This is a genomic window from Spirosoma pollinicola, from assembly GCF_002831565.1.
Taxonomy (GTDB): Bacteria; Bacteroidota; Bacteroidia; order Cytophagales; family Spirosomataceae; genus Spirosoma; species Spirosoma pollinicola.
On record NZ_CP025096.1, the window covers coordinates 2,958,618 to 2,981,923 of the forward strand.

17 protein-coding genes are annotated in these 23,306 nt (G+C 49.1%); 13 read left to right on the forward strand and 4 right to left on the reverse strand.

Annotation, left to right across the window (positions count from 1 at the left end; genetic code table 11):
- The first annotated feature begins 41 nt into the window (after positions 1-41).
- The 9 genes from CWM47_RS12460 (at position 42) to CWM47_RS12500 (ending at position 14,114) form a co-directional block, all read left to right on the forward strand.
- Positions 42-2,888, forward strand: a complete 2,847-nt coding sequence (locus tag CWM47_RS12460; RefSeq protein WP_100993850.1) for an alpha-amylase family glycosyl hydrolase — start codon at positions 42-44, stop codon at positions 2,886-2,888.
- A 127-nt stretch (positions 2,889-3,015) separates the two neighbouring features.
- Positions 3,016-4,614 carry an alpha-amylase family glycosyl hydrolase gene (locus tag CWM47_RS12465; protein WP_100988289.1) on the forward strand — a complete coding sequence of 533 codons (1,599 nt, stop codon included), beginning with the start codon at positions 3,016-3,018 and terminating at the stop codon, positions 4,612-4,614.
- 275 nt (positions 4,615-4,889) lie between these two features.
- The gene (locus CWM47_RS12470) at positions 4,890-5,312 is read left to right on the forward strand and encodes a BLUF domain-containing protein (protein WP_100988290.1); all 423 of its coding nucleotides are present in this window, start codon (positions 4,890-4,892) and stop codon (positions 5,310-5,312) included.
- Positions 5,313-5,847: 535 nt separating this feature from the next.
- Positions 5,848-8,733, forward strand: a complete 2,886-nt coding sequence (locus CWM47_RS12475) for a PQQ-dependent sugar dehydrogenase (protein WP_100988291.1) — start codon at positions 5,848-5,850, stop codon at positions 8,731-8,733.
- A gap of 190 nt (positions 8,734-8,923) precedes the next feature.
- A complete protein-coding gene (locus tag CWM47_RS12480) occupies positions 8,924-10,357 on the forward strand; it encodes an arylsulfatase (protein ID WP_100988292.1) in 1,434 nt (477 codons plus the stop codon).
- 141 nt (positions 10,358-10,498) lie between these two features.
- Complete coding sequence (locus CWM47_RS12485; RefSeq protein ID WP_100988293.1) at positions 10,499-11,422, forward strand: aspartate carbamoyltransferase catalytic subunit; 924 nt, start codon at positions 10,499-10,501, stop codon at positions 11,420-11,422.
- Between the two features lie 148 nt (positions 11,423-11,570).
- On the forward strand, positions 11,571-12,149 hold the full coding sequence (locus CWM47_RS12490) for a Uma2 family endonuclease (RefSeq protein WP_100988294.1): 579 nt from the start codon (positions 11,571-11,573) through the stop codon (positions 12,147-12,149).
- A gap of 78 nt (positions 12,150-12,227) precedes the next feature.
- A complete protein-coding gene (locus CWM47_RS12495; protein ID WP_100988295.1) occupies positions 12,228-13,331 on the forward strand; it encodes a vWA domain-containing protein in 1,104 nt (367 codons plus the stop codon).
- A gap of 99 nt (positions 13,332-13,430) precedes the next feature.
- Positions 13,431-14,114 carry a uracil-DNA glycosylase family protein gene (locus CWM47_RS12500; protein WP_100988296.1) on the forward strand — a complete coding sequence of 228 codons (684 nt, stop codon included), beginning with the start codon at positions 13,431-13,433 and terminating at the stop codon, positions 14,112-14,114.
- A 49-nt stretch (positions 14,115-14,163) separates the two neighbouring features.
- Here the strand turns inward: CWM47_RS12500 and CWM47_RS12505 are convergent, their stop codons facing one another.
- Positions 14,164-14,700 carry a lipocalin-like domain-containing protein gene (locus CWM47_RS12505; protein ID WP_100988297.1) on the reverse strand — a complete coding sequence of 179 codons (537 nt, stop codon included), beginning with the start codon at positions 14,698-14,700 and terminating at the stop codon, positions 14,164-14,166.
- A 206-nt stretch (positions 14,701-14,906) separates the two neighbouring features.
- Positions 14,907-15,416 carry a lipocalin family protein gene (locus CWM47_RS12510; protein WP_100988298.1) on the reverse strand — a complete coding sequence of 170 codons (510 nt, stop codon included), beginning with the start codon at positions 15,414-15,416 and terminating at the stop codon, positions 14,907-14,909.
- A 133-nt stretch (positions 15,417-15,549) separates the two neighbouring features.
- Here CWM47_RS12510 and CWM47_RS12515 point away from each other — a divergent pair, with 133 nt between their 5' ends.
- On the forward strand, positions 15,550-15,870 hold the full coding sequence (locus tag CWM47_RS12515; protein WP_100988299.1) for a heavy metal-binding domain-containing protein: 321 nt from the start codon (positions 15,550-15,552) through the stop codon (positions 15,868-15,870).
- Positions 15,871-15,999: 129 nt separating this feature from the next.
- On the opposite strand, the gene CWM47_RS12520 is transcribed toward CWM47_RS12515, so the two are convergent.
- Positions 16,000-17,532 carry a P-loop NTPase family protein gene (locus CWM47_RS12520; RefSeq protein WP_100988300.1) on the reverse strand — a complete coding sequence of 511 codons (1,533 nt, stop codon included), beginning with the start codon at positions 17,530-17,532 and terminating at the stop codon, positions 16,000-16,002.
- A gap of 224 nt (positions 17,533-17,756) precedes the next feature.
- On the opposite strand from CWM47_RS12520, the gene CWM47_RS12525 reads away from it, so the two are divergent.
- Entirely contained in the window at positions 17,757-19,541 is a 1,785-nt protein-coding gene (locus CWM47_RS12525) for an IPT/TIG domain-containing protein (RefSeq protein WP_100988301.1), read from the forward strand.
- An 18-nt stretch (positions 19,542-19,559) separates the two neighbouring features.
- Here CWM47_RS12525 and CWM47_RS12530 read toward each other — a convergent pair whose 3' ends face one another.
- Positions 19,560-20,495: a 2-hydroxyacid dehydrogenase gene (locus CWM47_RS12530; protein ID WP_100988302.1), complete on the reverse strand. Its 936-nt coding sequence runs from the start codon at positions 20,493-20,495 to the stop codon at positions 19,560-19,562.
- A gap of 153 nt (positions 20,496-20,648) precedes the next feature.
- On the opposite strand from CWM47_RS12530, the gene pdxA reads away from it, so the two are divergent.
- Together pdxA and CWM47_RS12540 are read left to right on the forward strand one after the other, a co-directional pair.
- Entirely contained in the window at positions 20,649-22,310 is a 1,662-nt protein-coding gene (gene pdxA, locus CWM47_RS12535) for a 4-hydroxythreonine-4-phosphate dehydrogenase PdxA (protein WP_100988303.1), read from the forward strand.
- Positions 22,311-22,416: 106 nt separating this feature from the next.
- Positions 22,417-23,304: a YicC/YloC family endoribonuclease gene (locus CWM47_RS12540; protein WP_100988304.1), complete on the forward strand. Its 888-nt coding sequence runs from the start codon at positions 22,417-22,419 to the stop codon at positions 23,302-23,304.
- The last annotated feature ends 2 nt before the right edge of the window (positions 23,305-23,306 follow it).

Below are 23,306 nucleotides of genomic sequence, written 5' to 3' on the forward strand. Positions count from 1 at the left end.
AATAAACCCGTATGTTTGTGGCCTTTTCCATCAACAAGGCTATGAAATTTCTGTACTACCCGCTCTTTCTTTTCATTTTCCTGCTGGCACCCGCCTTTGGACAAGTTGTTACGACACAGCCCGCATTCCCAAACGCCGATGCTGAAATTACCCTGATTTTCGACCTGACAAAGTCTACCGATAGTCGGGCAAAAGGGCTACTCGGTAAACAGGACGACGTTTATCTGTGGTCGGGAGCCGGATCGACAGCCGCCGGTAATGCGTTTGAATTTCAGCCCGCCGGGCAAACAGATTTTGCCAAACCCTTTACACCGGGCAAAATGACAGCTCTCGGCAATGATAAATGGCAGATAAAGCTGGTGCCGCGTACTTACTTTGGTGTACCAGCCGCAACACCCATTCGCAAACTGGGACTGTTGCTGAAAGGTGGCGATGGAAAAGCCCAGACAGAAGATTTTTCGATAGTCATTTACGATGCCAGCTTTAACCTCACTCGGCTGTCTCCAGGTCAGAAACAGTTTTACGTCGATGCCAACACATCCTTACTGGTACGCTACAAAAGTTCGCAGTCGGCAACCTTTAGCCTGACCCTCGACGGGCAACCTGCCGCCAGTGCTACGGGCACAGATTCACTCAATACATTGCTCAATACCGGCACGCAATCGGGTTTGCAACGGACGGTGATTGTGAAGGCAACTTCACTTAGTGCAACGACCGGCACGACGGCTATTTCCGACACGTTTTTCTTTACCGTTAAACCCCAATCGCCAATTGCGGTATTGCCAACAGGGCTACAGGATGGCATTAATTATACGGGTACGAACAAGGCCACACTGGTACTGTATGCGCCAAAGAAAAGCTTTGTGTATCTGCTCGGCGAATTCAACAATTGGGCAATCAACCCGGCTTATTTGATGAACCGGACGCCCGACGGCAACCGCTATTGGCTCGACCTGCCCAACCTGCCCGCCGGTGAAACGGCTTTTGAGTATTTGGTCGATGGTACCATCGGCGTTGCTGACCCTTATGCAGACAAGATTCTGGATCGCAACAACGACAAATTTATTCCGGCCACGACCTACCCTAACCTGAAAGCTTTCCCCGACAAAGCGCAGGGCAATACGGTTTCTGTTTTGCAGCCGGGCCAAACAGCTTATGCGTTCCAGACGACCGGTTTTCAGCGACCCGCCGTCAACACGATGGTTGTTTATGAGCTGCTCGTCCGCGATTTTGTCCAGAATCGAAACTACCAAACCCTCACCGACAGTCTGGCCTATCTGAAACGACTTGGCATCAATACCATTGAACTGATGCCCGTTACGGAGTTTTCGGGCAACGATTCGTGGGGCTACAACCCCATTTTCTACTTCGCTCCCGACAAAGCATATGGTACGAAAGACGCCCTGAAACAATTTGTCGATGCGGCTCATAAACAGGGCATTGCGGTGGTGCTCGACATGGTGCTGAATCAGGCCGATTACGAGTTCCCGTACGTAAAAATGTACTGGGCTGGTGATCGCCCCTCCGCCGACAGCCCGTATTTTAACCAACAGGCCACGCACCCGTTCAGCGTCTTTTTCGATTTCAACCACGAAAGTCCGGACACCAAAGCATTTGTCGATCGGGTGTGTACATACTGGTTGCAGGAGTTTAAAGTCGATGGCTTTCGCTTTGACCTCTCGAAAGGATTTACCCAGAAAAATTCCGGCAATGATGTGTCGGCCTGGGGCAACTACGATGCCAGCCGGATTGCCATCTGGAAACGCATTTATGACCAGATCAGAACCGTTGACCCAACGGCTTACGTCATTCTGGAACACTTTGCCGACAACACCGAAGAAACTGAACTAGCCAATTACGGCATGATGCTCTGGGGAAATCACAACGGCGACTACCGGAACGCCACCCGCTCGGCACAAGGCGATTTTTCGGGCATTTCATATCAGAAACGTAATTTCCAGAAACCGAATCTGGTTGGTTATGCGGAGAGTCATGACGAAGAACGAATTGTCTATGACCTTCGCCAGAATGGCACAACAACGGGTTCGTATACCATTAAATCGCTGCCCACCGCGCTGGATCGGGCCAAACTGGCAGCCGCGTTCCTGTTGACAGTGCCGGGCCCGAAAATGATCTGGCAGTTTGGCGAGCTGGGTTATGATCTATCCATCAACACCTGTTCCGACGGTACAACGATCAACAATGACTGCCGCACCGCTGCCAAACCAATTCACTGGGACTATTACAAAGATGCCGACCGGCAAAAATTATACAAAGTGTACAGTGCTCTGATCAACCTCAAAACCACGGTTCCAGCCTTTGCCACGTCGGACTTTACAACCGACTTTACCGGCGTTGTCAAACGGCTAACCCTGCGCAGTGCATCGGTTACTGTTTTCCTGATTGGCAACTTCGATACGAAACCGCAGACGATCAATGCGGGGTTTCCATCGAGCGGGAAGTGGTACCATTTCTTTACGGGGCAGGAAGTACAGATAACCGACGCCAGTCAATCGGTAATGCTGGAGCCGGGTGCCTTTCATCTGTACTCGACCAGCAAACTCCCTACCCCCGACGCGGGCCTTGTTCCCTTTGCTCTTGTACCCAGCACGGTAACGGCAGTAGAGCCTGAGCCGGTTAGCCAAATCCTCATTTCGCCAAATCCGGCTGGTGAACAGACTATTGTCGATATAAATAGCGGCTATCGGGGAGTGGTGGACCTCAGTTTGCGCGATGCTGGCGGGCGTTCGGTTCGGTCGATGAGTGCGTTGAAAATCAGCGAGCGGCTCCGTCAACCAATCGATTTGCAAACCCTCTCGTCGGGAATCTATTTCCTTCGAATCCAGCAAGGTGAGCAGCAAAGCGTTTTGAAGGTATTGAAACGATAGGAAACTCGAAGTTTGACCATTCCAGCTTATGGTTGTACAATTCTGGAATAAATGCTTATTGGCCCCTTGCGTGTAAACTCATCAGTAATTTTCGCCGTTTGTTACGTACCAGCAGTTTTCCCACTAAATGCAATCTGATATTTCTGACACAAAAACAAAGGCAGGCGACCCATCGCCCAGCCATCTACCTGTAAATCAAATTCGTACAGGCTGTACCGGTGTCCATTACGAAATTTTCGTTCGCTCGTTTGCCGACTCGAACGGCGATGGAATCGGCGATCTGAACGGCGTTACGAGCAAGCTTGATTACCTGAAAGACCTCGGCGTTTCGGCTATATGGCTCATGCCTGTAAGCCCCTCGCCAACCTATCATAAGTATGATGTTACCGACTATTACGGCATTGACCCGGAGTATGGGACAATGGACGATTTCAGGCGGTTAATTGCCGAAGCGCATCAGCGCGGCATTGGCGTTATTATCGACCTGGTTTTGCATCACACCAGCATTCATCATCCCTGGTTTCAGGAAGCATCCAAAGGCCCGGATAATCCCTACCGGCAGTATTACCACTGGTTACGCCCCGACGAAATCAAACGCCGAAAACTGGCTACCCGCGACATTACGGCCGATTCGGGCGAGAAAAGCCCCTGGCATTCGGTTCGGGGAGACACATATCGCAACCGGTACGCCGGAGCGGGCGAACCGCCCGAAAAATATTACGGCATGTTCTGGAGCGGTATGCCCGATCTGAACTTCGACCACCGGCCCGTGCGAGAGGCCGTGTTTAACATTGCTCGCTACTGGCTTAACGAAATAGGCGTTGACGGATTCCGGCTCGATGCCGCCCGCCATTTGTACCGCGAAGCCGAAGAACCCAAAAATCACGAGTTCTGGCAGGAATTTGGGCGCGTCGTTGAATCGGCAAAACCAAATGCTTACACAGTCGGCGAAGTCTGGACACGCCCGGAGCGCATCGCGCCCTATTTTCGGGGATTGAAGGCCAACTTCAATTTCGACCTTCAATTGATGATTGCCGAAATTGTTAAACAGGAAGACGACACCGAAGATCTGGTCGAATTTTTAATCTATGTTCACAGCACGTTCAGCACTGTAAACCCGGAGTTTATTGATGCACTCCTTCTGTCGAACCACGACCAGAACCGCATTGGCAGTGTATTGAAAGGAAATGTCACCCACCTGAAAGTGGCGGCCAATCTTTTACTTACACTATCCGGCCTCCCCTACATGTACTACGGCGAGGAGATTGGTATGCTGGGTATGAAGCCGGATGAGCATATCCGGGAGCCATTTTTATGGGATGTTCGTGCCAACGATACCCAACGCACCTGCTGGCGTCGGGGGAAATACAGCACCAGCCAGACAGTTCGGCCATTGGCGCAACAGCAAAACGACCCCGATTCGCTTTTTAATCAGTACAAACGCCTGATTCACTACCGAAACGGCCATCCGATTCTGAATAATAACCTCAGCAGGCTCTTACCATCGGGTATTCGCCAAAAGGGGATCGTGGCGTTTATGAGGCAAAATTCCGCTAGTGGGCCATGTGTTCTGATCGTGCATAACCTGACAGGCAAACCCATTGATGTTGTCTTTTCGCCGGGCGAAAGCTGGTGCCGGTGTATTATGTTTGAAACAGTACCGGGCAGCTCCTTTACCGGCGACCGCGTAATTGTTCCGGGTTATGGCTGTGTTGTCGTGGAATAGTGCATAGAGTGGGGAAATACCCGTGCCGGATGCGTGCTGAGCGGACATCAGTTTCATGAGCGAAGTTTGGATCGTGTGATAACCCGGCACGAGTCAATAACTAATCTATCTCTCAACGAGTTACCTCTGCAACAGCTACTGGTTTTATGTACAGGGAAGCTACTGAGTAACGGGATATACAGTTTTCTTGAAATAATTACTATATGTTACCTTTTGATTTTAAGGGTAACATTTTATAGTTTAGTAGTTTAGTTTCTACTGCAATTTTAACTCAAATGGAATACTGTATTGTCTACCTTAGTTCGTCAAAAGGTTTATTCTCTGAAGAACAACTAGCCCGTATCCTACAACAAAGTCGACAAAAAAATCAGGCTGTGGGCATTACAGGCATTTTACTGTACTTCAATGGCTGCATCATTCAAGTGTTAGAAGGAGAGGAAGAGCATGTGAAAAACTTGTATAATGTTATCCGTCAGGACGCTCAGCATACCCAAGTCATTTCGTTGTATAGTTATCCAATCGAAAAACGAACCTTTTCAGACTGGTCAATGGGCTATAAAACTATATCGTCCAGCGAGTTTAACCACATAAAGGATCAGCTCCCATTTATTAATAATCCAGCTTCGTCAATATTGCAGGAGGACAATGTTATTCTGTCTTTAGTAAAGCAATTCTACCTGAATAATCGCGGAAATTGACGCTTATTGATCGTTAAGTAAATGGGTCGTAACATAACCAGTAGGGCTCACGGAGCAACCCATTTTCTTTTGCAAAAGCCACCTTATTCATGTGGCAACTGTTCATCTCAAAAATCGGCAGTTAGTAGATTTAAGTACTTTATTGAAAATACATTAGGTTATTTTTTGTCATGCTGGAACGCCAGCCCGGTGGAACGCCAGCATGACAAGTACAGCTAGTCCGAATACGCTAAACTAGTTGTACCTGAGTACTTATTTGGAGTGAGCTTAGACCAATTGATTTCTTCTTTACAAACAACTCAAGTAATCGAGCTTAATCAGTTGGCAATGAAAGTCTGGCTTTAGTAGTCTGTTTCCTTTCCATCGGCAAAAACAGGTCATTGGCCGATGTTCCGCCCCTCTCTGTCTATTGCGTTTTTATAGCGGACCGGATTGTTGTTGCTTTGAGTAATCAAAGCACAAGTCGTTGTGCCCCGTCGCGACTCACTCCGGCATCTCCTCTCAAAAAGCTGTTAGTTTACATACGAATACCTGCATGAGAAAATTAAATTTTACACCAAAGCGGACTGGCTTCCTTGGTAAGGCAGTTCCTGTATTGATCAACGGATTACTCGTAATCGGGCTGGCCTCATTTGTGGTACAGGATGGCCCGGCAAAGCCCGACGAAACACGATTCACGCCCGTTGTGGTGGCCGAAGACCTTGATGAACCAATGACCTTCGAGGTACTAAAAGACGGCACGGCCTTCATTATTGAGCGTAAAGGGGGCGTAAAAAAATATGACCCGACTACTCAAACCGTCGATTTGCTGGCAACCATACCCGTTAACACCAAATACACGTCGGCAGCGGGCAAGGTATCCGAAGCCGAAGAAGGGTTGATGGGTATGTCGCTCGACCCTAATTTCAGCCAGAACCATTTCATGTATCTGTATTACGCTCACCCCACCGAGAAGAAGCATATTCTGACTCGCTGGGAGGTTCGCGACAATAAATTAGGAGCCGAAAAAGTGGTACTCGAAGTGCCTACTCAACGTGAAGTTTGCTGCCATACAGGCGGGGGCATGACCTGGGATCGGTCGGGAAATCTTTACCTGACAGTAGGGAATAACACAGGCAACCAGCAGGCCGCTCAAACCGACGAACGGCCCGACCGCAGTAGTTGGGACGATCAGGGTCACGCAGGAAACACGAATGACCTTCGGGGAAAAATTCTGCGCATTCACCCCGAAGCCGACGGTAGTTATACCGTTCCCGAAGGCAACTTATTTCCGAAAGGAACCGCAAAGACCCGGCCTGAAATTTATTCGATGGGCCACCGTAATGCCTGGCGCATTTCTATCGACAGCCAGACGGGCTATCTGTATTGGGGCGAAGTGGGTCCCGATGCCACCAAAGATTCGGAGATTGGTCCGCGTGGATATGATGAGTTGAATCAGGGACGCAAACCGGGCAATTTTGGCTGGCCGTGGTTTGTGGGCAACGATCAGGCATTTCCGGTTTATGACTACGCCAACAAAAAACCACTGGACAAAAAAGATCCTAAAAAACCGATCAATAGCTCACCAAACAATACGGGCCTGACGGAGCTGCCACCGGTAGCACCATCGTTCATCTATTATCCTTACGCGGTTTCGGAAGAGTTTCCGCTTGTAGGTACCGGCTCACGTTCGGCAACGGGTGGGCCCGTTTATCGGCAGGCCGACTTTAAAGGAGCCAAGCGCCCGTGGCCCGCTTATTACGAAGGCAAATGGCTGGCTACCGATTTCTCGCGCGGCTGGATTATGGCCATTTCTATGGATGCCGATGGCAACTACAAGAGTATGGAAAAGGTGTTGCCAACCTATCACCCCGTCGAACCCATCGACATGAAGTTTAGTCCCGATGGTGACCTTTACGTTCTCGAATACGGCAGCAACTGGTTCCGTAAGAGCGACAACGCCAAACTGGTTCGTATCGAGTACAACGGCGGAAACCGCAAACCCATCGTTCGGGCATCGGCCAGCAAGCCCGGCGGCACGGTACCGCTGCAACTTACGCTCTCTGCCGATGGCACCAAAGATTTCGACGGCGATGCGCTCACCTACCAGTGGAAAGTAAGCACGCCCGGTGGTGCATCGAAAGTGTACACAACGGCTAATCCATCGGTAAGCTTCGACAAAGCTGGCGTGTATACCGCTACCCTAACCGTGAGCGATTCAAAAGGGGCAACGAATAGTCAGTCGATAAAGCTCATAGCGGGCAACGAACCACCCGCTGTTGCAGTCAACCTAAGCAGCAACCAAACATTTTTCTTCCCCGATCAGCCCATTCGCTACGCCGTTCAGGTAACCGATAAAGAAGATGGCAGCCTGGGCAAGTCGAATACGGCAGCGGGACAGATCAGCCCGGCTCGTGTCGCTATGAGTATCGATTATACGTCGGAGGGTTTCGACTATGCCGAAGTGATACAGGGACAACGCAGTGTCGATGCTTCTACGCAGTATGCGGTGGCCCACGCACTCATTAACCAGAGCGACTGCAAAGTTTGCCATCAGGTTGCCACCAAGTCGGTAGGGCCTGCCTTCACCGCTATTGCCGCCAAATATAAAAGCGACGCGGGTGCTCCTGCCCGGCTGATCGCCAAGATCAGGCAGGGTGGCGTTGGTATCTGGGGCGATGTGGCGATGCCGGGGCATCCTGCCATGTCGGTCGCCGACGCGGGCATTCTGGTATCGTATATTCTTCACATCGATGAGAAGACATTCAGCACCCTACCCACCAGCGGAACCTACGCACTCAAATTACCCGAAGGCGACAACGGGAAGGGCTCAGTGCTAATCCGGGCGGCTTATACCGACCGTGGCGGGGTGGTGAAAGGAGGGAAACCTGTACCATCGCAAACAGCCGAAAAGATGCTGATTCTGCATAGTCCCCAACTGGAAGCATCGTCAGCAGCGATCATCCACGGTGCCGATGTAAAAGCAAAAGGCATGGGCAAAGGCGAAAACGTAATTCCTTATGCCAACAGCTATCTTGCTTTCCGGCAGATTGATCTAACCGGTATCAAGCAGTTAGAACTTGTGGCAGCCGCGCAACGACGCGAAGGCAGTGCAGGCGGAACGATTGAAGTTCGGCTTGGCTCTGTAACCGGACCTGTCATTGGCGAAGTGGCCGTTGAACTCGCGCCCGAAGTGGACATGGAGAAACTCATGGCTCAGCTGGAATCTGCCCCTAAACCTGCGGCTGCGGCTCCGGGAGCCAAACCTGCGGCAGCAGCTGCACCGAGGAATCCATTTGCCCGTCCGCCGGTTAAGCTTGCCCTCAAGGCTACTGAAGGTATGCACGACCTGTATTTCGTCTTTAAAAACGATAATGCCAAAGCTATTCAGCCGTTGATGTCCCTCTCGACTATTAAATTTATGGATACGGTAAATCAGTAGGGAAACTTAAACGGATATCATTACCAATCTCTTTTTAATCAATGACACAAGCCGTGCTCAACCTGGTTGGGTACGGTTTTGTGTGTTTACGCACAATATATTGGATTGCAGCAGGGGCAAAAAAATGTCACTAAAGGGCCGTATAATTCCAGCTTTGCAGACTTTAGTAAGAAATTGATAGCTCACGTTTATGACTAAATTTGTCTTACTCCTGTTCCTCATCATGTCTTGCCTGGCAAAAGGGCAAGCACCGAAGCCTACCCGTCCCAATATTATTTTCATTTTGGCCGATGATCTGGGTTTTGGGGATATAGGCGTTAATGGACAAAACCTCATCAAAACACCGGTCATTAATCGTATGGCGGCTGAGGGGATTCAGTTCAGGCAATTTTATGCGGGCACAACGGTATGTGCGCCCTCACGGTCGTCGCTCATGTCGGGACTACATACGGGGCATACGTACATACGGGGTAACAAAGAAGCACTTCCCGAAGGCCAGCAGCCCATTGCTGATTCGGTGGTAACGGTAGCCGAACTATTGAAACAGGCAGGTTATACAACAGCCGCATTCGGTAAATGGGGACTGGGTCCCGTTGGCTCGGAAGGCGATCCAAACAAACAGGGTTTCGACCGATTTTATGGCTACAACTGCCAGTCACTGGCCCACCGCTATTACCCCGATCATCTTTGGGACAACGAGAAGAAGGTGGTACTCCCGGCCAATAAAAACCTGACGCAAACGAATGAGTTCGGCCCTGATCTTATCCAGAAACAGGCCCTGAATTTTCTGGATACCCGCAAAAGCAAACAACCCTTCTTTTTATTTCTGCCCTACACGCTCCCCCACGCCGAACTAGTTCCGCCCACTGATAGCCTTTTTGCCTACTACAAAGGAAAATTCGCCGAAACGCCCTATATGGGTGCCAATTACGGGGCCAATGCCAAAACAGGTGGCTATGCTTCGCAAGGCTATCCGCATGCTGCCTATGCCGCTTTGGTATCGAGGCTTGACAGTTATGTAGGGCAGATACTAGCCAAATTGAAAGCCAATGGGCTTGATAAAAACACACTCGTTATTTTCACGAGCGACAACGGCCCACACCGCGAAGGCGGTGGCGATCCAGCATTTTTCAATAGCAGTGGCGGTTTTCGTGGCATCAAACGCGACTTATATGAGGGCGGTATTCACGTACCGTTTATTGCCCGCTGGCCGGGCGTTATCAAACCCGGTACGCAGAGCGATTTCATTGGTGCCTTTTGGGATCTTCTACCCACTTTTACCGAATTAGCGGGCGCCAAAACGCCAACCCGTCTGGATGGTCTCTCGTTTGTACCTGCACTAACCGGCAAGGGAACGCAGAACCAACACGACTATCTCTACTGGGAATTTCATGAACAGGGTGGCAGGCAGGCCGTTCGGCAGGGGAACTGGAAAGCCGTACGCTTACAAGCCATGAGTGACCCTAACGGCCCGGTTGAGTTGTATGACCTCTCAAAAGACCCGGCAGAAACCCATGATATAGCCGCTAAAAACCAGGACAAGGTCAAACAGCTTAGCCAGTTCATGAACCAGTCTCATGTAGAATCACCTTTGTTTCCTTTTTCAAAACGGGAAAAGCAGTAGGCAACACCCGGTTAGAACGTACGGCCAGCATTAGCTATTCAAACTCTATAGAATTAAGAAACCCGTAAAGACAACTGTACTCAATAGTGTCTTTATCAGGTTAGGGCCTATCTTTGCCCAATTTATAGTTATACTGCTCTCATGGCCCAATCCCTTAGCGTCCGCCATTTGGTGGGTATCAAAGACCTGACCGAGTCTGACATTCAACTTATTCTGGATACGGCCGGGCAATTTAAAGAAGTCATAAACAGGCCAATCAAGAAAGTCCCATCGCTCCGTGATGTGACTATTGCCAACGTTTTTTTTGAAAATTCGACCCGTACCCGGCTCTCTTTTGAGCTGGCCGAGAAACGATTATCGGCCGACGTCGTCAATTTTTCGGCTTCGGGCAGTTCGGTCAAGAAAGGCGAAACCCTGCTCGATACGGTCAACAATATTCTGGCCATGAAGGTCGATATGGTCGTGATGCGCCACAGTAGTCCCGGCGCTCCCCATTACCTCACCAAACACATAAAAGCCAATGTTGTCAATGCGGGCGACGGCACGCACGAGCACCCGACCCAGGCGCTTCTCGACTCGTTTTCGATTCGCGAAAAACTCGGTGATGTGGCCGGTAAACGCATCGCGATCATCGGCGATATTACGCACTCCCGCGTAGCTCTTTCCAATATTTTCTGCCTGCAAAAACAAGGGGCCGAGGTAATGGTTTGCGGCCCCAAAACGCTCATCCCCAAATACATCGTAGCGCTGGGTGTGAAAGTTAGCCACGATGTTCGGGCAGCACTAGCCTGGTGTGATGTGGCCAACGTGCTGCGTATTCAGTTGGAACGGCAACAAATCAAATATTTCCCATCGCTACGCGAATATTCCCTGTACTTCGGCATTTCCAAACAGATGCTCGACGACCTCGACAGGCCCATCGTTCTGATGCACCCCGGCCCCATAAACCGGGGCGTAGAGCTAACATCCGATGCCGCCGACTCATCGCATTCCATCATTTTGGATCAGGTCGAAAACGGCGTTGCTGTTCGTATGGCGGTGCTGTATTTGCTGGCGCAGTTGTAAGGTAGGTGAAGTGTGCTTTTAAGCGCTATTAAACGCCATATCTTGAAGATATGGCGTTTAATAGCGCTTAAAAGCACACTTCACCTGACAGCTCCTAACCGGTATAATACATTTTCTCGTTATATTTGATAAAACAGATTTGCCGCTAATGGAACAGGAACTTCGAACGATACATCCTCCCCGCTTCCGGGAATTCGACGATGACTTTTTCTTCGCTCTTTGCCAGGCCAACGAAATGACGAAGTTGGAGCGCGATGCCAACGGAAATATTATCCTTATGCCTCCCACCGGATCAGAAACAGGACGCTACAACGCCGAAATAGCTATTGAAATAGGAATATGGAACCGCCGGATGAAACTTGGTTACGTCTTCGATTCCTCTACTGGCTTCAAACTACCGAACTCAGCGGTACGATCACCCGATGTTGCCTGGCTTAGCCGCCAGCGCTGGGACACCATACCTGAAACAGACCGCCAGGGGTTTGCGCCACTTTGCCCGGATTTCGTGATTGAAATTCGCTCGAAGAGTGATGATTTGAAAGAATTAAAAGAAAAAATGGAGGAGTATCGAAATAACAGCTGCCGACTTGGCTGGCTGATTGACCGAGCCGGGAAACAGGTACTCATCTACCGGGAAAATGGCTCCATTGAGATTAAACAAGGTCTAGAAATCAACTTATCCGGCGAAGACGTTCTACAGGATTTTACAGTACAAATTGAGCTGTAAGCAGACCGAACAAATCCTTGAAACGCGCTGTTCTTGACATACAGGTTCTGGCTTCACGACTACTCACTTACTGACAATATGAAAGGCTTTCAATTTTCTGATTATGTACCGCCCGAGCAGAAAGAAGGCAGTAACTTCGATAAACTGCTCAATATTTTCCAGCAGCTGCTCCTGCTAACATCCGGCGATGTAGAGCAGGCAATGGCCTGGATGAGTCAGCTAGACCGGCAATATGGCCTCACCGACGATAAATACGGCATCGGCAATTTCTTCGACGACCTTAAAGAAAAAGGTTATTTGACGGAAGAGAATCAGGAAGGCAAAATCTCGATGACGGCCAAAAGCGAACAAACGATTCGTCGGAGTGCGCTCGAAGAGATTTTCGGAAAACTTAAGCGCTCGAAATCAGGTGGCAATCATAAGACACCTTATACCGGAACGGGCGATGAGTTGAGCAGTGATCTTCGCTCCTATCAGTTTGGCGATTCGCTGGAGCAGATTTCCATGACCGAATCCATCAAAAATGCGCAGATTAACAGCGGTGTAGAGGAGTTCAGGCTCATGGAGCGTGACCTTGAGGTGACGGAAAAGGAGCAAAAGACGCAAACCTCTACCGTGCTGATGATCGACATTAGCCACTCAATGATTCTGTATGGCGAAGACCGTATTACACCCGCTAAAAAGGTGGCACTGGCGCTGGTTGAACTGATCAAAATGAAGTATCCCAAAGACACTCTCGACATTGTGGTCTTTGGCAACGATGCCTGGCAGATTCAGGCCAAGGAGCTTCCGTACCTGGAAGTTGGCCCCTATCACACCAATACGGTGGCCGGACTTGAACTGGCGATGGACTTGCTGCGTCGGCGCAAGAACAAGAATAAACAGATTTTCATGATCACCGATGGCAAGCCGACTTGCCTGAAAGAAGGTATTAAATACTATAAGAACTCATTCGGGCTTGACCGAAAAGTTGTGAGCAAAACCCTCACGCTGGCAGCACAGGCACGTCGGCTGGAGATTCCTATCACGACATTTATGATTGCCTCCGATCCCTATCTGAAGCAGTTTGTGCAGGAGTTCACCAAGGTCAACAATGGCCGGGCTTACTACAGCGGGTTGCAGGGACTAGGCAACATGATGTTTGAGGATTTCCAGCGAAACCGCAGAAAGAATATTAAATAGAATTGTGTTTGTTAAGGGTTGACGGATAGTATAAACGCCATATCTTCAAGATATGGCGTTTATACTATCCGTCAACCCTTAACAAACACAATTGACCAAATGATGACTTTTGCCGATAAAGCCATTGCTTATTACAACTCGTTAGCCGCTCCGGCTAATCTGCCGCCCGATATTGGTGTCATAAATCCATACCAACGGCCCGACGTAAAAGGCATTGTCAGTGATTTTTACACCCGTTTTTTCTCCGACAATAGTCCGCGCGTTTTTGTATTGGGTATAAATCCTGGTCGGTTTGGTGCAGGCGTAACGGGTATTTCATTTACAACTCCTCAGAATCTGCGTCGATACTGCGCCATTGACAACGACCTGCGCGATACCCCTGAGTTATCAAGTCGGTTTATCTACAAGGTCGTCGACGCGTTTGGCGGGGCGAAGGCATTTTACAGCCAATTTTTCCTGACGTCTTTGTTTCCCCTGGCCTTGACCAAAGCCGGGAAAAACTATAATTTCTACGACGACCGCGCCACTACTGAAGCCTTATGGCCTGCTATTAACCAAACGGTACAAACCCAGCTTATTTTTGGCTACAACAGACATGTAGCGGTCTGTCTGGGGCGTAAAAACGAAACGTATCTGCGCCGACTGAACGATCAGCAGGGCTTTTTTGACCGCATCGTTACCCTTGACCATCCGCGTTATATTTTGCAGTATAAATCAAAGTCGATGCCCATGTATCTGGAACAATATATTACTACGCTCCATGAGTGCATAGAAGGTCAATAAAAAAGCGGATGCTGGCCAGCATCCGCTTTTTTATTGACAACTCAAGCTATTACACCTTTGTCAGCTCCAGGGTAACTGTATAGGTTTCCTCTTTACCATCTCCGTCAAAATCTTCTTTATCCGGACCGGATAGCTTCAATGTGTTGCCACTAATAACGGTGTCATAAACCGTTACATCGGTACCGCTGGTCAGTGTTAGTTTTGTGCCGTCCAGTTTCCAGGTCGAGTTATCTTCAACCGGATTTACATCGGTCGATGTTGTGCATTTTGCACCCGGCGTTCCGGTAACCTTTCCATTGGCGTTGAATATGATGGTTGTGCCCGTCAAACAGTCTACCAGATCAGTACCAAGTCCATTCGGTAATGATTTAAAATAAGCCAGCAAATCTGTATTTTTCTGACCGGTCCCCAAAAAATCAACGCCAGGGTCAATCTTGTAACCCGATATTTTCCAGCCCCCCTGAATGGACGATGAGGTTGCCGGTGTTACCGTATCATCACTACCTTTTTTACAGCTTCCGAACCAGAGTGGCATCGCCAGGACCAATACCCAGGCAAATGTGTGGACCCAATTTTTGTTTTTCATTGTCTATCGTGTGTTAATAGTTTGGTCAAAACTATTTTACATCCAGACATTACCAGTCAAGTGTTGAGCTAACGGTTCACGGTTGTTCATAAACGGTCATTGATGTTATGTTCAACTTCTGTTAACGTTACTCTATAAACACGGGCGACCGCCCATAAAAAAAACCAGCTTATTATTAAGCTGGTTTTCCAGATTGCACCTGTATTTTACTGTTTCGTTAAATTCATCGTGTACGTATATATTGTAGCGCTTGGAACCGGATAATTTAAGGTTCCCTGCCACTGTAATCCCAGGATGGTTCCTGTGCTAAGTACAGTATATTCTGTTTTAGTACCGTCTCCTTTCGTGATTGTCAATTTGTTGCCACTCTGTGTCCATTTGCTGGTTGCATCAATCCCGGTAAACGTGCTAACCGGTACGGGAAGGCTCTGACAGGAAGATGGATTATCGGTTGTGGCATCACCGCCGGTTTTGAAGGTTATAGTAATGTCATTTAAACAGGTAGAGTTATTGAAAAACAATTTAGAAGCCGCTACCACATCGGTATATAAACCAAGTGCTTTGGGGTCGATCGTAAGCGCGCTGATTTTGTAACTACCTTCCACCGTTGTTGTCGCTACTACTGGGTTATCGTCATTCTTGCAGCTTCCGAACCATATGGGTATAGCGATTACTATTGCCCAGGCGAACAGGCGTGATGAACGTAAATTTTTCATTTGTTTCTGGTTGTAAGTTGTTATTAACTACGTGATGCCATAATTTGGCTTACAAATAAAGAGAGTTCCGTCTTAGATTGCGTGGATTCTACCTATAATTTACTGACGCCCTATCATTTTACACCCTCATCTCATGCTCGTAACTACTACCTCTAACATTGAAGGCAAGCACATCACAAAATATGTGGGCTTGGTCAACGGAGAGGCCATTATTGGCGCCAACCTTGTCAAAGATTTTTTCACATCAATCAAAGATGTAGTTGGTGGTCATTCGGGGGCTTATGTGCAGGCACTGCGCGAAGCGAAAAGTATTGCGCTCAAAGAAATGATCGATCAGGCTACCCGCCTGGGTGCCACCGCCGTTATTGGGGTTGATCTGGATTACCAGACCATTGGCGGCAATGGTGCGATGCTCATGGTAAGTGCCAACGGCACAGCGGTGGTTATTGAGTAAAGCAATTATATTGAGCTAACCACCAAAAAAAAGGCGCATTTATTTTCATAAAAAAAGGTGTTCGAGATGGCTTACGCAGCCTTTCGAACACCTTTTTTACGAAGCGTACTTTCTGTTACTTACGATACCCTAAAACCGATCCTCGTCTTCATCTTCTTCCTCACCACCAAAGCTGGTGCCGGGGTTGAACATAGAGCCGAGCAAGTCTTTGAACGACAGACCCGTGTCCATTGCTTTCTTACCAACCAAGGAATGTTCGGCAAGGCCATGCAACGCAAATTCCATCATGAACAGCTTTTCAGACTTGCCCAATCGTGGGTGGAACTGGTCAACCAGATCATCGAGACCATCAATTGTGCGCAGTCGGGCTTCGTAGTCACGATTGGTTAATTCGTTGAGGAATTCCATCGTGTTACCGTCACCAAACCAATCTGTGATTTTTTTGTAGGGATTGCCGCGTTTATCTTTTTTGGCTTTTTCAGGATTCGGAAAATAGCCAAGAAACTGATTCCGGATCGCTTTACCGATCAGGTTTTGCGCAACAATAACCGGGCCTTCTACTTCGCCTTCATAGACCAGTTCGACTTTTCCACAAATGGCGGGCACAACGCCGTACAGATCGGCAATACGAACGAAGGTGTCTTTTTCGGCATTGATCAATACTCGTCGTTCAGCCGCCGAGAGTAAGTTTTCATAAGCCGAAATCGTCATCCTGGCCGATACCCCACTTTTAGAGTCGACATATTCACTTTCACGAGCTTCGATGGCCACTTGCTCAATCAGGTCGGTAATCAGTTCATTGGTTTTCACCATGCTTTTCTGTTCGTTCTTGACAACAGCTTCCTGCATGGTGATTTTCTTCCCAATTTCTATCGACTTCGGATAGTGGGTCACGATCTGGGAGTCGATCCGGTCTTTCAGGGGTGTCACGATACTTCCCCGGTTGGTGTAATCTTCCGGGTTGGCCGTAAACACAAACTGAATATCGAGCGGCAGCCGAAGTTTGAAGCCCCGAATCTGAATATCGCCTTCCTGCAAAATATTGAAGAGCGATACCTGAATACGGGCCTGTAAATCGGGCAGCTCGTTGATCACAAAAATACACCGGTGCGAACGGGGAATCAGGCCGAAGTGGATCGTCCGTTCGTCCGAGTAAGGGAGTTTGAGCGTTGCCGCCTTGATGGGGTCAACATCGCCAATTAGGTCAGCCACCGACACATCGGGTGTGGCGAGTTTCTCGGTATAGCGGTCGCTTCGATGCATCCACGAAATGGGCGTTTGATCGCCATGCTCGGCAATCAGATCAATGGCAAAACGCGAGAGCGGCTGCAACGGATCATCGTTCAGTTCCGAACCGGCCACAACAGGGATGTACTCATCTAACAGATTGACCATCAGTCGGGCAATACGAGTCTTTGCCTGACCCCTGAGTCCCAGCAGATTGATGTGGTGCATGGACAGTATAGCCCGTTCCACGTCTGGAATAACGGTGTCTTCGTACCCCCATATACCCGGAAAAACGACTTCTTTTTCCTTGATTCGGTCAATTAAGTTAGCCCGCAGTTCCTGTTTAATTGAATGGGTTTCGTAACCGGCGGCTTTTAGTTGACCAAGTGTAGAGATTGCTAGTAATTTTGATGCTTTCAGGCTGCGGTAGCTCATTTGATAATTCTTAGTGAAGACTATCGGGTGAAAGGTGAAGAATAACGGTTAGTTTTTCGAGAATGTGCCAGAATGAATCATACTTTATAATTCTTTTTCGTTCATATTCTGGAGTCTTCGCCCCCCCTTTCCTCTAACAGGCTTTATATGAAAATGGTTTTTAGACAGTCAAATTGACTAATTTTACAGCCTTATGCCCGAGCTTGTACTCACCTGTTGCCTTTATGAAATCAACATTCTTACTTTTCTTTCTTTGCATTCTATCGTTCAGTATTAGTAGTTGTCGGGTCCAGCATAGTCCGCCAGAATTAGTAAAGCTGTCTATTAATCAAGCGTATGTAGACCAGGCAATTACTGTAACTGGTTACCAGTTTGGCTCTTCACCATCTGTTATATTTGGCGCTGCTACTGTGGCTCCAATCGTTAGTAATGACGAAACAACGATTCGGCTAACGGTACCGCGTGTAGCACCCGGCAAAACCCAGATTCGGGTTCAAACCGAAGAAGGAACGTCAGATCCACTTCTATTTACAGTTCTTCAGCCGGGCCCTATTGTCAATTCAATTCAACCGACAAACGGGCTGCCCGGCACAGAAATTATAATTACGGGCGACTATCTGAATCAGATCAAACGGATACGCTTTAATGACAGTGACGCTGTAATAAAAGATAGTACGGCTCAAAAGCTTACCATTGTTGTGCCGGTTACTGTGCCGCGTGGGCCAACGTTTCTATATATTGAAACGGTAGGGGGCGAAGTCGGGAATAGGTTTACGGTTGCGGGAACACCTCAGATCATCAGTGTAAGTCCTTTAAATACTAAACCCGGTGCGGAGTTGGTTATTCTTGGCAAGAACTTCACCGATGGCATCGTCAGTATTAACGGCTTGACGACCGATAAAGCATTGACGACCATTAAGGATACCGAAATTCGAACGATCATTCCGGCAACGGCAACATCGGGGAAAGTGGTGGTCAGGGTATTCGAAACATTGGTAGCCACCAGTACCGATACGGTGAAAATTTTTCAGCCGCCGTTTATTACTCACCTTCTTGCATCAGATGGTTATGCGGGCGAAAAAATTATAGTGGAAGGGAATAATATGAGTGAAGTGTCAACCTTCGCCATTGACAATGTACCGGCATCTTTCCGATTACTGAATAGTCGACAGGTTGAAGTTACCGTACCTGCCCTTCCCGCGTCGAAACAAGTGTCGGTGTCGGCAAGTGGTGTTGGCGGGAATACCTCGGCAACTGATCCATTCTTTTACTACCTGGCTCCTTCTGCGCTGGTTCTCAATCCGGCAAGGCAACTACCAGGCAAAAACCTTACCATTTCGGGTAAAGATCTTTACCGCATTACCAGCGTTACAATTAGCGGTATCACAGTACCCATTACCAGCCGAAATGAGGGAATCGATCTGCTGGTTGGCATTCCTCCAACGGCCGTTAGCGGGCCTGTGACCGTTACCAGCAAGGCGGGTACGGCATCTGCCCCTCTAACATTGGTTCAGCAAGCGGTAGTCACGGATATCATTCCCTTGAAAGCGCGGCCCGGTGAGCGGGTTGTTCTACGAGGCAACTTCCTGATGAATGCCCAGATTTTGTTCACCGGATCGGCTACAGCTGCGGCCGATGGGGGTAAAAATGAGGAAACCGAACGATGGGTAACGGTTCCTGCCGATGCCCAGACCGGCCCTCTAAAAGTAACGAACCTGACAAATACGACAATCACTACAACACCGTTCACGGTATTAAGGCTGATCTCAGCCGTAGATTTTACTCTTAAAACGGGAAAAGTTGGCGACGAAATTATTCTGACCGGCCAGAATATGGCAACCGTTCAGGAAATTCGATTTAGCAATGGTGGTTCGGTCGCAGCCAAGTTTGTACTGGAAGGTACTACCGCCAGAGTGACCGTCCCGACTGGCGCAGTGACCGGCCAGATCTGCCTGACAAATGGTGCAGGAACATCCTGCACCAGTGCTATTTTTACCGTAACCAAGTAGAGACGCAATTCCTTGCGTCTACTTGGCTATTTGCCTGACCAGCACCTCGTTGATGCGAACGTAACTTTCGTGGGTCCACCCGGCAATGTGAGGGGTCAGCACAACGCGGTCGGACTCACGAAGAAAGTCAAACGATCGCTGCTGTTCCGGGGTGAGTTTGGCCAACTTCTCATTTTCCAGTACATCTAAACAAGCTCCCCGAATTTTTCCGCTTTCCAGCCCCCGCACAACAGCCGCCAGCGACGTAATTTCGCCCCGCGCAATATTTATGAAGTAGAATGGCTTCCTGAACTGATCGACAAACGTATCGTTGATGAGCATTCGCGTTTCGCTAGTGAGGGGAATGTGCAGGCTCAATACATCGGCCTCTTCTATGATTTGCGCCAGCGTGGCTTCTTCGGCAAAGGCATCGCCGTAGTTGGTCAGGAATTTATCATATGCCAGCACCCGGCACCCAAAACCACTAAGGCGTTTAGCCGTAGCATTGCCGTTGTTTCCATAGCCAATTAGGCCAACTGTAAGTCCGCCAAGTTCGTAACCCCGGTTTCCTTCGCGGTCCCAAATACCCTGACGCACTTCGCGATCTGCTTTCAGAATATTCGCCAATAGGGCCAGCAACATCCCGACTACATGCTCGGCAACGGCGTCGCGGTTACCTTCGCCCGCATGAAAAACCCGTATACCGCGTTTTTTAACTGCATCGAGATCAATTAAATCCAGTCCGGCACCGGCCCTGCCAATAAACCGTAGCGTTGGCGCGTGCGCTAATACGGCCTCGTCGATAGTTGTTTTACTACGAATAATAAGCCCTTCGAAAGGAGAAATAGCAGTTATAAGCTCTTCCCGCGTAATTTTAGGTTGATAATCGTACTGAAAGCCTGCCTGATCGAGCATAGCAAAAAGCGACGGGTGCATTTCGTCGGCAATGAGAATAGAGGGTTGGTTCTGGGACATCCGTTGGCTTTTCGTAACTTGCAGCGAATACAATGAAAAATGTAGAATGAAAAGTGATGAATAAACACGAGTTTAGTTTATTCCGTTTGTTCATCGCTTTTCATTCTACATTTTTCACTAATTGCTAACTCTTGGCGAAACTACGAAAAGTACATGGAACAACGCCAATCCGAAGAATCGAACCCACCTCGTACGACTCCGTCTGCCGCACCGGCACCAGACCCTCGTTCACGAACTACACAGGAGGCCGAAACGGGTTCAACGTCAACATCACAGGCAGGTAACCAGCAAGAGGTACCTGCGCGCGAGAATCGCAATGGCGAACCACGCAGTAACGACCAACGCAACGGTGGCCAGCGAAATGATCGAAACCGCGATGGCGGACCACGCGATGGCGGACCACGCGATGGCGGACCACGCGATGGCAGACCACCACGTGACGGTGGGCAAAACCAACGCGAGAATCGCTCTCAGAACAACCGCCCCGGTCGCGAAGAACGGCCTGCTGAACCAGAAAGCGCTGGTGAGCCGGGTGCGCCCCCAACCGACCGGCCAGAGCGCAGCCAACGGCCAAACCAGCCCAACCAGCGGCCTAAAAATCAGCGGGATGGCCAGCAAAGCAACAATCAGCGGCCCACCGAGAACCGGCAGCGCGATGACGCTCAACCCAATCGAAATCGGCCGGCGAACGATAACCGGAATGGCCAGCGTGAATCCATTTCGAACGACCCGGAGCCACGACTGAATAACGACCTGTCGGGGCAAGTCACAGAAAACATGGGGCGGGAAGATCGGTTGGTCATCGGTATTTCGCTGGGTGATTATAACGGTATTGGACCTGAGGTAATCCTGAAAGCGTTGCAGTATAATCGCTTACAGAAGATTTGCACCCCCGTTATTTACGGCTCCATGCGGATCTTGAACCGGTACCGTAACCTGTTGAACCTGAAAGACTGGAACCTGAACGGTGCTCAGTCAATCGGTCAGATTAGCCATAAACTTACGAACGTCATTACGTGCTGGCCCGACCAGAATCAGGATATTCAGCCAGGGCAGGTAACCGCCGACGCCGGGCAGGCAGCTTTCGCGTGTTTACAGCGGGCGGTGGACGATTTGAAAGCCGGAAAGCTGGATGCGCTGGTTACAGCACCTATCAATAAAAATAACATCCAGTCGGAGGAGTTCAAGTTTCCGGGTCATACCGAGTACCTGGCTCAGGAATTCGGCGTGCAGGACAACCTGATGTTTTTGGTCAGCCAGAGCCTTCGCGTGGGTGTGGTAACGGGTCACGTGCCGTTGGGGCGCGTTCGGCAGAACATCACCCGCGAACGAATAGCGCAGAAATTAAGCCTGATGATGCGGTCGCTAAAACAGGATTTTGGCATCGAAAAACCCAAAATTGCGGTACTTGGGCTGAATCCCCACGCTGGCGAAGAAGGGTTGCTTGGCACGGAGGAAAATGACATCATCAAACCGCTTATTGCCGAATGGCGCAATAAAGGTCAGTTGGTGTTTGGCCCCTACCCTGCCGATGGCTTCTTTGGCACACGAGCTTATTTGAAGTTCGATGCGGTGCTGGCCATGTATCATGATCAGGGCCTGATTCCGTTTAAAGCGATTGCCTTTGAAGAGGGAGTCAACTTCACAGCGGGCATGTCGGCAGTTCGTACGTCGCCCGATCATGGCACGGCCTACGATATTGCCGGAAAAGATCTGGCCGATGAGACATCTATGTTACAGGCGATTTATACCGCCATTGACGTTGCCCGAAACCGAAAAGAGTACCTGGAACTGGAAGCAGGCGCATTAAAGTAAGTTATTGGTTAGTAGTTACTGGCTTATTAGTTATTAGCTACATGCCAACGCATTAATAACCAATAACCATTTACGACTAACCAATCAACTCAATAACCAAGAATCAATGCTTAAATCAATGACCGGCTTCGGCAACGCAACAGTAGAGGCCGACGGCCTGTCTGTCACGGCGGAAGTAAAAACGCTGAATTCTAAATTTCTGGATATTTACTGCCGCATGCCCCGCCAGTTTTCCGACAAGGAAATTGAATTGCGGGCGTTGCTGACACATCAGCTGGAGCGTGGTAAAGTTGAGCTTTCGCTTAATTTGGCCCGCACAAATGCGATTCGGCCGGGCGTTACCATCAACCGACCTTTAGTGGCGGCTTATGTTTCTGATCTGAAAGAGACAGCCAATACGATGTTAATGAGCATTCCGGATGGCGATGTGCTGCAAATGGCGTTGCAACAACCCAATGCATACCTGACCGAATCGACCGACCATTCGGCGGACTCTACAGACTGGTCAACGGTACTGGCGGCCGTTCAGGAAGCCATTCGGCGGTGCGATGGGTTTCGCAAACAGGATGGTGCGGTGTTGGAAAGTAAATTTCAGGAGTATATAAAAATCATTACCGACCGGCTCGCCGATATTGAGGAACACGATGTTAAACGGATTCCGGCCGTTCGCGACAGGATGCGCAATTCGGTGCGTGAGTTACTGGACAGCGAATCTTTCGACCAAAATCGCTTTGAACAGGAGTTGGTCTATTATGTCGAGAAATTTGACATATCGGAAGAGAAAGTCCGGCTGAATAACCACCTCAGCTATTTTCTGGAAGTGCTGGCAACGGAAGAAGCCAACGGCAAAAAGCTGAATTTTATCTCGCAGGAAATTGGCCGCGAAATCAACACCATCGGTTCCAAAGCCAACGATGCATCCATTCAGCGGTTTGTGGTGCAGATGAAAGATGAGCTGGAAAAAATTAAAGAACAGACCATGAATGTGATTTAGGA

What these genes read in the sequence shown, in the direction of transcription:
- CWM47_RS12515 (WP_100988299.1), top strand. Translation starts at nt 15,550, where the DNA reads ATGCTCGTAACTACTACCTCTAACATTGAAGGCAAGCACATCACAAAA.
- CWM47_RS12520 (WP_100988300.1), bottom strand. Translation starts at nt 17,532, where the DNA reads ATGAGCTACCGCAGCCTGAAAGCATCAAAATTACTAGCAATCTCTACA.
- CWM47_RS12525 (WP_100988301.1), top strand. Translation starts at nt 17,757, where the DNA reads ATGAAATCAACATTCTTACTTTTCTTTCTTTGCATTCTATCGTTCAGT.
- CWM47_RS12505 (WP_100988297.1), bottom strand. Translation starts at nt 14,700, where the DNA reads ATGAAAAACAAAAATTGGGTCCACACATTTGCCTGGGTATTGGTCCTG.
- CWM47_RS12530 (WP_100988302.1), bottom strand. Translation starts at nt 20,495, where the DNA reads ATGTCCCAGAACCAACCCTCTATTCTCATTGCCGACGAAATGCACCCG.
- CWM47_RS12540 (WP_100988304.1), top strand. Translation starts at nt 22,417, where the DNA reads ATGCTTAAATCAATGACCGGCTTCGGCAACGCAACAGTAGAGGCCGAC.
- pdxA (WP_100988303.1), top strand. Translation starts at nt 20,649, where the DNA reads ATGGAACAACGCCAATCCGAAGAATCGAACCCACCTCGTACGACTCCG.
- CWM47_RS12500 (WP_100988296.1), top strand. Translation starts at nt 13,431, where the DNA reads ATGATGACTTTTGCCGATAAAGCCATTGCTTATTACAACTCGTTAGCC.
- CWM47_RS12490 (WP_100988294.1), top strand. Translation starts at nt 11,571, where the DNA reads ATGGAACAGGAACTTCGAACGATACATCCTCCCCGCTTCCGGGAATTC.
- CWM47_RS12460 (WP_100993850.1), top strand. Translation starts at nt 42, where the DNA reads ATGAAATTTCTGTACTACCCGCTCTTTCTTTTCATTTTCCTGCTGGCA.
- CWM47_RS12470 (WP_100988290.1), top strand. Translation starts at nt 4,890, where the DNA reads ATGGAATACTGTATTGTCTACCTTAGTTCGTCAAAAGGTTTATTCTCT.
- CWM47_RS12480 (WP_100988292.1), top strand. Translation starts at nt 8,924, where the DNA reads ATGACTAAATTTGTCTTACTCCTGTTCCTCATCATGTCTTGCCTGGCA.
- CWM47_RS12465 (WP_100988289.1), top strand. Translation starts at nt 3,016, where the DNA reads ATGCAATCTGATATTTCTGACACAAAAACAAAGGCAGGCGACCCATCG.
- CWM47_RS12475 (WP_100988291.1), top strand. Translation starts at nt 5,848, where the DNA reads ATGAGAAAATTAAATTTTACACCAAAGCGGACTGGCTTCCTTGGTAAG.
- CWM47_RS12510 (WP_100988298.1), bottom strand. Translation starts at nt 15,416, where the DNA reads ATGAAAAATTTACGTTCATCACGCCTGTTCGCCTGGGCAATAGTAATC.
- CWM47_RS12485 (WP_100988293.1), top strand. Translation starts at nt 10,499, where the DNA reads ATGGCCCAATCCCTTAGCGTCCGCCATTTGGTGGGTATCAAAGACCTG.
- CWM47_RS12495 (WP_100988295.1), top strand. Translation starts at nt 12,228, where the DNA reads ATGAAAGGCTTTCAATTTTCTGATTATGTACCGCCCGAGCAGAAAGAA.